This is a genomic window from Gordonia sp. 852002-10350_SCH5691597, from assembly GCF_001665715.1.
Lineage (GTDB): Bacteria > Actinomycetota > Actinomycetes > Mycobacteriales > Mycobacteriaceae > Gordonia > Gordonia sputi.
Genome location: NZ_LZMO01000284.1, coordinates 1 through 8,893, shown reverse-complemented (window position 1 = coordinate 8,893; position 8,893 = coordinate 1). Strand labels below are relative to the sequence as shown.

The following is an 8,893-nucleotide window of genomic DNA, read 5'->3' as shown; positions in this document are numbered from 1 at the left end:
TGTGAGGGTGCGGTGGGATCACCTACCGTGACCGTTTCCTGACGACAGTCGGCTGGCCCTGCTCTATTGGCGACCGGGTCGGCACGTCGTCGGAACGTAACCCCCGGGTCGATGGAGGAATGACGTGCTGAGGCTGTTGGGCGACAAACCGCTCGGCGCACGCGACGCCCCCGTGGTGGCGCGCGTCCTCAATGCCGATCCGGTCGCCAATAGAGCAGGGCCAGCCGACTGTCGTCAGGAAACGGTCACGGTAGGTGATCCCACCGCACCCTCACCAGTTTCTCCCGATTCCTCTGCAATCCGCAGCGCTTCTTCGATCAGCGTCTCCACGATTTCGGCTTCGGGAACCGTTTTGATGACCTCGCCCTTGACGAAGATCTGGCCCTTGCCGTTGCCTGAGGCGACGCCGAGATCGGCTTCGCGGGCCTCGCCCGGACCGTTGACGACGCAGCCCATCACGGCCACGCGCAGCGGAACCTCCATACCCTCGAGCCCGGCGGTCACAGCCTCGGCCAACTTGTAGACGTCGACCTGCGCGCGGCCGCACGAGGGGCACGACACGATTTCGAGCTTGCGTGGGCGCAAATTGAGCGACTGCAGGATCGCGTCGCCCACCTTGATCTCCTCGGCGGGCGGTGCCGACAGCGATACCCGGATGGTGTCGCCGATGCCCTGGCTGAGCAGCGATCCGAACGCCACCGACGACTTGATCGTCCCCTGGAATGCCGGACCCGCCTCGGTCACCCCGAGGTGCAGCGGATAGTCGCACTGCGCCGCGAGCTGCCGGTACGCCTCGACCATGATGACCGGGTCATTGTGCTTGACCGAGATCTTGATGTCGCCGAACCCGTGTTCCTCGAACAGTCCCGCCTCCCACAGCGCAGACTCGACCAACGCCTCGGGTGTCGCCTTGCCGTACTTCTGCATGATGCGCTTGTCCAGCGATCCCGCGTTCACACCGATCCGGATCGGGATACCCGCGTCGCCGGCCGCCTTCGCGACCTCTTTGACACGACCGTCGAACTCCTTGATGTTGCCGGGGTTCACACGGACCGCCGCGCACCCGGCGTCGATCGCAGCGAAGATGTACTTCGGCTGGAAGTGGATGTCGGCGATCACCGGGATCTTCGACTTCTTCGCGATGATCGGCAGCGCCTCGGCGTCCTCCTGCCGCGGACACGCCACACGGACGATGTCGCATCCCGACGCCGTCAGTTCGGCGATCTGCTGCAACGTCGCGTTGATGTCGTGCGTCTTGGTGGTGGTCATCGACTGCACCGACACCGGATAGTCGCTGCCGACGCCCACCGACCCGACGTGGATCTGACGGGTCTTGCGACGCGGCGCCAGTACCGGGGGCGGTCCCGCGGGCATACCGAGACCGATGGCGGTGGCCCCACCCGTGGCAGGTGCGTTCATCTCGTACTCCTCGAAGCGGATTCGGTTGTCTGCGCGGCCGTCGAATCGGGGCCGCTCGCGGCCGTCGCATCTGGGCTGACGGGGCCGCGCATCAGAAGATCTTGATCGGGTTGACGATGTCGGCGGTCAAGGTCAGGACCATGAACCCGGCCATCACGATGACCACCGCGTAAGTGATCGGCATCAGTTTGTAGTAGTCGACGACGCCCCCAGGCGCCCTGCCGAACCACCGGCGCACGGTATCGCGGCCCTTTTCGTAGCCGACGATCGCCATGTGCCCACCATCCAAGGGTAGTAGCGGGACCAAATTGAACAGCCCGAGGAACAGATTGACGCTGATCAGCAGTAGCAGGAAGACGCTCCACTGCCCGTGTTCGACGGTCTGCCCGCCCATCACCGATGCCCCGTAGACACTCACCGGGGAATCGGTTGCACGTTCACCGCCGGTCACCGCGGCCCACAGCCCGCTGACCTTCGACGGCAGCGAGACCAACGCCTTGAACGTCTCGACGAGCAGCTGGCCGGTGAACGAGAACGTCCCCGGTACCGCTGTCGCGACGTTGTAGTGGTTGACCGGCTCCGGAGGCGTATTGAGCTGCACACCGATGGCGCCGACGGTGATCGGCTCCAGCGACCCGTCGTCGGCCTTCTTCATCCGCTGCACCTGGGTGACGGGCACGTCGACCGTCACGGTCTGGCCATCACGTAGGACCTCGAGCTGTGCGGTGCCGGAGGTCTTCCACGTGGTCGTGATCAGGTCGGCGTTGTTGTCGACTCGATGCCCGTTGATCGCGACGACCTGATCGCCCGACCGGAGCCCTGCCTGCGCGGCGGGGCTGGGTCCCGAACAGGCCACCGGCTCGCCCTTGGCGTCGGTGCTCGGTGCCACGCACGTCGCTTTGTCGACGTAGACGGGTGCGTTGTTGGCGTCGGGACCGATCTTGGGCAGGCCGAACGCGACCGCCACGATGAACACGAGGACCAGGCCGAGGATGATGTTCTGCGCCGGACCCGCGAGCAACACCACGAACCGCTTCCACGGCTTCTGGCGGTACATGGCACGGTCGCGCTCGTCGTCGTCGAGCTTGTCGTAGGGAGTCATGCCCGCGATGTCGCAGAAACCGCCCGCGGGAATCAACTTGATGCCGTATTCGGTTTCGCCACGCTTGGTCGACCACAGCGTCGGGCCGAATCCGACGAAGTAGCGTCGGACCTTCATGCCCGTGGCCTGCGCGGCCCACATGTGACCGCATTCGTGCCAGGCGACCGACAACACCAGCGCAACCGCAAACAGCACGACGCCGATCGCGAAACTCACGTACTCAACTCCAATTCGGCCCCGACATCAACTCGACAGGCCCGCAGCAGGATCTACGGGCTGGTCTCCTTCTCACGCGGAAGCGTGTGCGACGAACTGCGCAGCGCGCTCTCGTGCCCATGCGTCGGCGGCAAGGATCTCCTCCACAGTACCCGGCTGCGCACGCCATTCATCTGCGACGGCGAGCACATCGGCGATGATCTCGACGATGCGCGGAAAGCTGATGCGTCCCGCGAAGAACCCGGCGGCGGCCGCTTCATTGGCGGCGTTGTACACCGCGGTGAGGCTTCCGCCCGCGCGCCCGGCCTCCCTGGCGAGCTCGATCGCGGGGAACACGGCGTTGTCGACCGGTTCGAACGTCCACGATGACGCCGTCGAGAAGTCACAGGGACTCGACGAGCCGGGAACACGGTCGGGCCAGCCGAGCGCCAGCGCGATCGGCAGCTTCATCGACGGCGGAGACGCCTTGGCGATGGTCGCGCCGTCGATGAAGGTCACCATCGAGTGCACGATCGACTGCGGGTGCACCGTGACGTCGATCCGGTCGTAGTCGACGTCGAACAGCAGGTGTGCCTCGATCACCTCGAGCGCCTTGTTGACCAGCGTCGCGGAGTTCAACGTGATGAGCGGACCCATCGACCAGGTCGGATGCTTACCGGCCTGCTCAGGCGTGACGTCGACGAGTTGCTCGCTGGTCCACCCACGGAAGGGCCCACCGGATGCGGTCAGCACCAGCCGCGACACCTCGTCGGCTGCCCCCGCTCGCAGACACTGTGCGATCGCCGAATGCTCGGAGTCGACGGGGACGATTTGCCCCGGGGATGCGGCGTCGAGAACCAGTGACCCGCCCGCGACAAGCGACTCCTTGTTCGCGAGCGCCAACCGAGCGCCGGACTCCAGCGTGGCGAGACTGGGCCGCAGCCCGATCGATCCGACGATCGCATTGAGCACGACGTCGGCGTCGACGCTCTCGACGAGCCTGCACATGGCCTCCGCCCCACCGAGGACGCCGTCGCCCAGTTCAGCTGCGAGCTTCTCCGCGGCGACCGGGTCGGCGACGGCGATCCGATCCGCTGTCAGGCCGGTCGAGCGCGCCTGCTCGGCCAGAAGGTCGAGGTTGCCGCCGCCTGCACCGAGACCGACCACCTCGAATCGGTCGGGATGCTCGGCGATCACCTCGAGGGCCTGAACCCCTATCGAGCCGGTCGAGCCGAGAATCAGTACGCGTGTGCTCACCGGACCATTGTCACTCACCGGGCAACTCAGGCAGGCGGGTGGACCTTTCGCCAGTGTTCGGCGATCTCGATGCGTCGAGGTATCCAGACGCCGTCGTGAGACTGCACGTGGTCGAGGAAACGCTCGAGCGCGGCCAACCGTGCCGGACGTCCGACGACCCGACAGTGCAGGCCTACCGACAACATCTTGGGTGATCCGTCGAGTCCCTCGCGATAGAGCACGTCGAAGGCGTCACGCAGCTGTGCGTAGAACTGCTCGCCGGAGGGAAAACCGCCGGGCGACGCGAACCGCATGTCGTTGGTGTCCATCGTGTAGGGCACGACGAGATGGTCGACGTCCTCGATCACACCAGCGGTGCGCCTGGGCACCTTGACCCAGTACGGCAGGTCGTCGGCGTAGCTGTCGGAGTCGTAGGCGAATCCCCCGTACTCGACGACCAGATCGCGCGTCTTCGGTGAGTCTCTGCCGGTGTACCAACCGAGCGGGCGCGACCCGGTGATCTCGGTCAGCAGCTCGATTGCCGCGCGCATGTGCTCGCGCTCGACGTGCTCGTCGACCATCTGGTAGTTCAGCCAGCGATACCCGTGACACGCGATCTCGTCGCCGCGCTCGACGAATGCCGCCGCGACCTCCGGATTGCGCGCCATCGCCTGTGCGACGGCGAAGATCGTCAGCGGCAATCCGCGTCGAGAAAACGTGCGCAGGATGCGCCACACCCCCGCGCGCGAGCCGTACTCGTAGAGCGACTCCATGCTCATGTGCCGATTGGGAAACGACTGCGCACCGACCATCTCGGAGAGAAAGGTCTCGCTGCCGCGGTCATTCTCGAGGACGTTGTTCTCGCTGCCCTCCTCGTAGTTGAGGACGAACTGCACCGCGATCTTCGCGTCGCCCGGCCACTGCGGATCGGGGGTGGTACGTCCGTACCCGATCATGTCGCGGGGGTAGTTCTCGGTGCGGTAGTCGGTCAGCGAGCGTGTCGTCGGGAGCATCCCGGCATTCTCTCCCAGATCGCGCGTGGCCGTGCGACGGGGCAACGACGCGGCCGCTATGCTCATCGTGAACTACTACTGATCGTCGTCGGACATCTGTAGTTGGGCAGAAGTGTCAGTTGTTTCGCAGTGAGGAGCCACCGTGGCAAGCACCGAGGTCGAGCACGAGCAGCACAAGCAGATCGACACCGGCTGGAAGCACGAGCCCGAGGATGCACCCTCGGCGCGGTTCGGCTGGCACGGCACCGCGACGAAGTCGATGTACGCCGCAGGCTGGTTCTGCGTCGCAGCGCTGCTGTTCATGCTGATCGGCAACCAGGTCGGCCACGTCGAGGACATCTACCTGATCGTCATCGCGGTCGCGCTCGCGTGCATCCTGCTCTACAAGATGTTCAAGAAGAAGAAGTGGAGCTGAGCGTCTAACCGCTCGTCTCCTCGGCAGCGAGTTGGCCGCACGCCGCGGCGATCTCCTGCCCACGTGTGTCGCGCACGGTGCACGAGACCCCCTGCGCGCGCACGCGTCGAACGAACTCCCGTTCGACGTCCTTCGGGCTCGCATCCCACTGCGAGCCGGGCGTCGGGTTGAGCGGGATCAGGTTCACGTGCACCAGCGACCCGAGTGCCTTGTGTAGCTTGCTGCCCAACATGTCGGCTCGCCACGGCTGATCGTTGACGTCGCGGATCAAGGCGTACTCGATCGAGACCCGACGGCCGGTGGTGTCGGCGTAATACCTGGCGGCGTCGAGAACTTCCTGCACCGACCAGCGATTGTTGACCGGCACAAGGGTGTCGCGCAGTTCGTCGTCCGGGGTGTGCAGAGACACCGCAAGCGTCACCGACAATCCCTCGTCGGCGAGGCGTCGAATCGCGGGCGCGAGGCCGACGGTCGACACGGTCACCGAGCGTGCAGAGATTCCAAGTCCCTCCGGACTCGGCGCGGTGATCTGTCGGACAGCGGAGACGACGCGCTTGTAGTTGGCCAGGGGCTCACCCATGCCCATGAAGACCACGTTCGAGAGCCTGCCTGCATCGCCGAACTCGCCGTCGCGCAACGCTCGCGCTGCCACCCGCACCTGATCGACGATCTCACCGGTCGACAGGTTGCGGTCGAGTCCGCCCTGCCCGGTCGCGCAGAACGGGCAGGCCATTCCGCATCCAGCCTGGCTGGAGATGCACAGGGTATTGCGATCGCTGTATCGCATCAGGACGCTCTCGAGCAGGGTGCCGTCGTGCAGGCGCCACAGGGTTTTGCGTGTGCTGCCGTCGTCGCAGGCGATATGACGAACAGGCGTGAGCAGCTGCGGAAACAGCGCCTCCGCGACAGCGGCGCGCGCAGAAGCCGGAAGATCGGTCATCTCCTCGACGTCGCCATTGAGCCGCGAGTAGTACTGCCGAGCCAACTGGTCTGCACGGAATTTCGGCAGGCCGAGATCAGTGATGACCGCGCGCCGACCGTCGACATCGAGATCAGCGAAGTGCGTCGGCGGAAGTCCCTTCTTGGGCGCGGTGAACACGAGCGGCAATGACGTCATGAATCCATTGTCGCATGTCATCATGGGTGTATGAACCACGGCGACAAGCGCAGGGCCAACCACGACGTGACCGAACCCGACGTGACGCCAACCGTCGACCCGACCGAGCATCAGGCTCTATTGGCCGAACGGCAGGAGTTGCGGACCAAAATCGAGAAGGTCGAGCACACGCGTACGCGCGCTGCCTTCACAGGCCTGGTAGTCGGGGCGATCATCACGATCCTGCTGCTGGTCTTCATCCTGCAGAACCTGGAATCGCAACGCATCGACATCCTGTTCTGGGAGGTCAACCTGCCTGTCGGCGTCAGCCTGCTGATCGCGGCGATCGCAGGCGCGTTGATCGTCGCGATGGCGGGAGGCGCGCGGATGTACCAGCTCAACCGGACGCTGAAGAAGGCCAAGGTCGCGACGGATCCGCCACCGGCGGCGTGAACCTCACGCACCCTCTGATCTCGGCGCGACGGCGTCGTCGAGGTGCCTGACGATCCGATGAATCGACGCGTCGCGTGTGAGCTTCTCGTCGAGCAGCGGATTGATGAGTCCTCGAAGTGCCGAGTACACCGACCACTGCCGGGGTGCGACGACCTGTCCCCTTCGTGAATGGATTGCGTCGACCAGGACTGTGGCGGCGTCGTCCGCTGTGATCCGACGATTCAGCGGCCACGGCAGTTGACCGCCGATCTCCTTTCCGATCGGGTCGTCGTCGAGCGTCGCCCGCGTCATATCGGTCTCGACGATGCCGAAGTACGCGATGCCCGCGGAGGCGCCGTACGCCGACAGTTCGATGCGCAACGCACGCCCGAGTTGTTCCACCCCCGATTTGGTGATCATGTATGCCGACCCTCCCATCCCGGGAGCGAAGGCCGCGCACGAGGCAATCAGCTGCATGTGTCCACGTGCGGCGATCACCGGCTCCATGCATGCGCGCACGGTGTTGAACACTCCGCGCAGGTTGACGTCGACGACGCGGTCGAAGGCTGCCGGGTCGACCCCGCGTAGCGTCGCCGTCGGTGGCGTGATACCTGCGTTGGCGACAACGTGGTCGAGACGGCCGAACCTGCCGACTGCCTTGTCGACGGCGGCGGCCATCGAATCCAATTGGCGCACATCAGCTTCCACCGCGTGGGCGGAGTCGTTGGGGAAACCGGTACTCGCGGATTCCAATGCGGCAGCGTCGACATCGGTCAGCACCACCTGCGCTCCGGAGTCGACGAGGCGGTGCGCGGTGCGCAAGCCGATGCCCTGTGCCGCACCGGTGACGAGCACCACCGAACCCCGAATGTCCGTGCAACTCATCCGAACACCGCCTCACGCGTCGGCGACGCCCCGTGTCGATGTGATACGCCCGTTCGGACGTCGAAGTCATCCCAGTTCACGTGTTTCATCGCCCGCCTGAAGGTGAAGACGTAACCCGGCCAGAACGTGAAGTTGCGCCCCGACGGACTGAGGTAGTAGCTCGAGCAGCCACCGGTGTTCCACACGGAGTCCTCGAGGCCTTTATCGACCTCGTTCACAAACCGGGCCTGGGCCGACTGTGTGACATCGAAACTGCGGATTCCCCTCCGGCGCATGGTCTTCAGAGCGTCGATCAGATAGTCGACCTGCGCTTCGATGGTGACCACCTGCGAGGTATAGACCACCGAGTTGGGTCCGAGGATCATGAAGAGATTCGGGAACCCCGCGACGCTCGTGCCGCGGTACGCCTTCATCTCGCCGTTGCCCCACACCTGCGACAGGCTGCGGCCGTCCGCACCGTGGATGCGCGAGAAGCCCTCCCCCGCCGCGAGTTTGAAGCCGGTACCGAGGAGGATGGTGTCGACCTCGTGGACGCGACCGTCGGCCGTCTCGATGCCCTCGGCCCGTACCCCGACTATCGCCTCGGAGACCACCGCAGCGTTCGGTGCGGTCAACGCCGGGTAGTACCTGTTGGAGAAGGTCGGTCGCTTGCACCCGAAGGAGTATGTCGGAGTCAACTCCGCCCGCAGCGTCTCGTCGGCCACCTGCCGACGCAGATGCCACCGGCCCAGTGCTGCAGCAGGTTTCAGTAGCGCAGGATGGCTCACCAGGCCGGGCACCATCATTTCCTGCACGAGCGAGCAGGCTCCGCGCAGTGCACGTTGGGTGGCCGGTACCCGCGCGAACATGGTCCGTACGCGCTGCGAAATCGGCCGATCCGGATGCGGGAGTATCCACGTGGGCGTGCGCTGGAACAGGGTCAGATGCGCTACCTGTGGCTGCATCTGAGGCACGAATTGCACCGCGGATGCGCCGGTTCCGATGACGGCCACCCGCTTGCCGGTCGGCGACCAGTCGTGATCCCACTGCGCGGAGTGGAAGACGTCGCCGTCGAAGTCGTCGAGTCCGGGAATGTCGGGACGGGACGGCTCGCTGAACGG

The 8,893-nt window shown here is 65.3% G+C and carries 9 protein-coding genes and 1 pseudogene; 3 read left to right on the top strand and 7 right to left on the bottom strand.

Annotated features, from left to right (window positions below):
- Positions 1-124: 124 nt before the first annotated feature.
- Positions 125-208, top strand: a pseudogene (locus tag A5777_RS25570) (GNAT family N-acetyltransferase); the annotation flags it as partial.
- 26 nt (positions 209-234) lie between these two features.
- On the opposite strand, the gene ispG reads toward A5777_RS25570, so the two are convergent.
- From ispG to puuE, 4 genes are all read right to left on the bottom strand, one after another.
- Positions 235-1,419, bottom strand: coding sequence for a flavodoxin-dependent (E)-4-hydroxy-3-methylbut-2-enyl-diphosphate synthase (gene ispG, locus A5777_RS21575; protein ID WP_064864474.1), 1,185 nt, complete (start codon positions 1,417-1,419; stop codon positions 235-237).
- Between the two features lie 91 nt (positions 1,420-1,510).
- Complete coding sequence (locus tag A5777_RS21570) at positions 1,511-2,737, bottom strand: M50 family metallopeptidase (protein WP_005204941.1); 1,227 nt, start codon at positions 2,735-2,737, stop codon at positions 1,511-1,513.
- A gap of 72 nt (positions 2,738-2,809) precedes the next feature.
- Positions 2,810-3,973, bottom strand: a complete 1,164-nt coding sequence (gene dxr / locus A5777_RS21565; RefSeq protein WP_039855205.1) for a 1-deoxy-D-xylulose-5-phosphate reductoisomerase — start codon at positions 3,971-3,973, stop codon at positions 2,810-2,812.
- Between the two features lie 26 nt (positions 3,974-3,999).
- Positions 4,000-4,965: an allantoinase PuuE gene (puuE, locus tag A5777_RS21560; RefSeq protein WP_005204947.1), complete on the bottom strand. Its 966-nt coding sequence runs from the start codon at positions 4,963-4,965 to the stop codon at positions 4,000-4,002.
- Positions 4,966-5,107: 142 nt separating this feature from the next.
- On the opposite strand from puuE, the gene A5777_RS21555 reads away from it, so the two are divergent.
- On the top strand, positions 5,108-5,380 hold the full coding sequence (locus A5777_RS21555) for a DUF2631 domain-containing protein (RefSeq protein WP_005204949.1): 273 nt from the start codon (positions 5,108-5,110) through the stop codon (positions 5,378-5,380).
- Positions 5,381-5,384: 4 nt separating this feature from the next.
- Here the strand turns inward: A5777_RS21555 and rlmN are convergent, their stop codons facing one another.
- Positions 5,385-6,497: a 23S rRNA (adenine(2503)-C(2))-methyltransferase RlmN gene (gene rlmN / locus A5777_RS21550; protein ID WP_005204951.1), complete on the bottom strand. Its 1,113-nt coding sequence runs from the start codon at positions 6,495-6,497 to the stop codon at positions 5,385-5,387.
- A gap of 30 nt (positions 6,498-6,527) precedes the next feature.
- Here rlmN and A5777_RS21545 point away from each other — a divergent pair, with 30 nt between their 5' ends.
- Positions 6,528-6,929 (top strand): LapA family protein, encoded by a 402-nt coding sequence (locus A5777_RS21545; protein ID WP_005204954.1) that lies wholly within the window; start codon positions 6,528-6,530, stop codon positions 6,927-6,929.
- A 3-nt stretch (positions 6,930-6,932) separates the two neighbouring features.
- On the opposite strand, the gene A5777_RS21540 is transcribed toward A5777_RS21545, so the two are convergent.
- Positions 6,933-7,793 carry a short-chain dehydrogenase/reductase gene (locus tag A5777_RS21540; RefSeq protein WP_005204957.1) on the bottom strand — a complete coding sequence of 287 codons (861 nt, stop codon included), beginning with the start codon at positions 7,791-7,793 and terminating at the stop codon, positions 6,933-6,935.
- Positions 7,790-8,893: flavin-containing monooxygenase (locus A5777_RS21535; RefSeq protein WP_064864472.1), on the bottom strand; the 1,104-nt coding region annotated here is incomplete at its 5' end. The genes A5777_RS21535 and A5777_RS21540, both read right to left, overlap by 4 nt.

What these genes read in the sequence shown, in the direction of transcription:
- rlmN (WP_005204951.1), bottom strand. Translation starts at nt 6,497, where the DNA reads ATGACGTCATTGCCGCTCGTGTTCACCGCGCCCAAGAAGGGACTTCCG.
- A5777_RS21540 (WP_005204957.1), bottom strand. Translation starts at nt 7,793, where the DNA reads ATGAGTTGCACGGACATTCGGGGTTCGGTGGTGCTCGTCACCGGTGCG.
- A5777_RS21545 (WP_005204954.1), top strand. Translation starts at nt 6,528, where the DNA reads ATGAACCACGGCGACAAGCGCAGGGCCAACCACGACGTGACCGAACCC.
- ispG (WP_064864474.1), bottom strand. Translation starts at nt 1,419, where the DNA reads ATGAACGCACCTGCCACGGGTGGGGCCACCGCCATCGGTCTCGGTATG.
- puuE (WP_005204947.1), bottom strand. Translation starts at nt 4,965, where the DNA reads ATGCTCCCGACGACACGCTCGCTGACCGACTACCGCACCGAGAACTAC.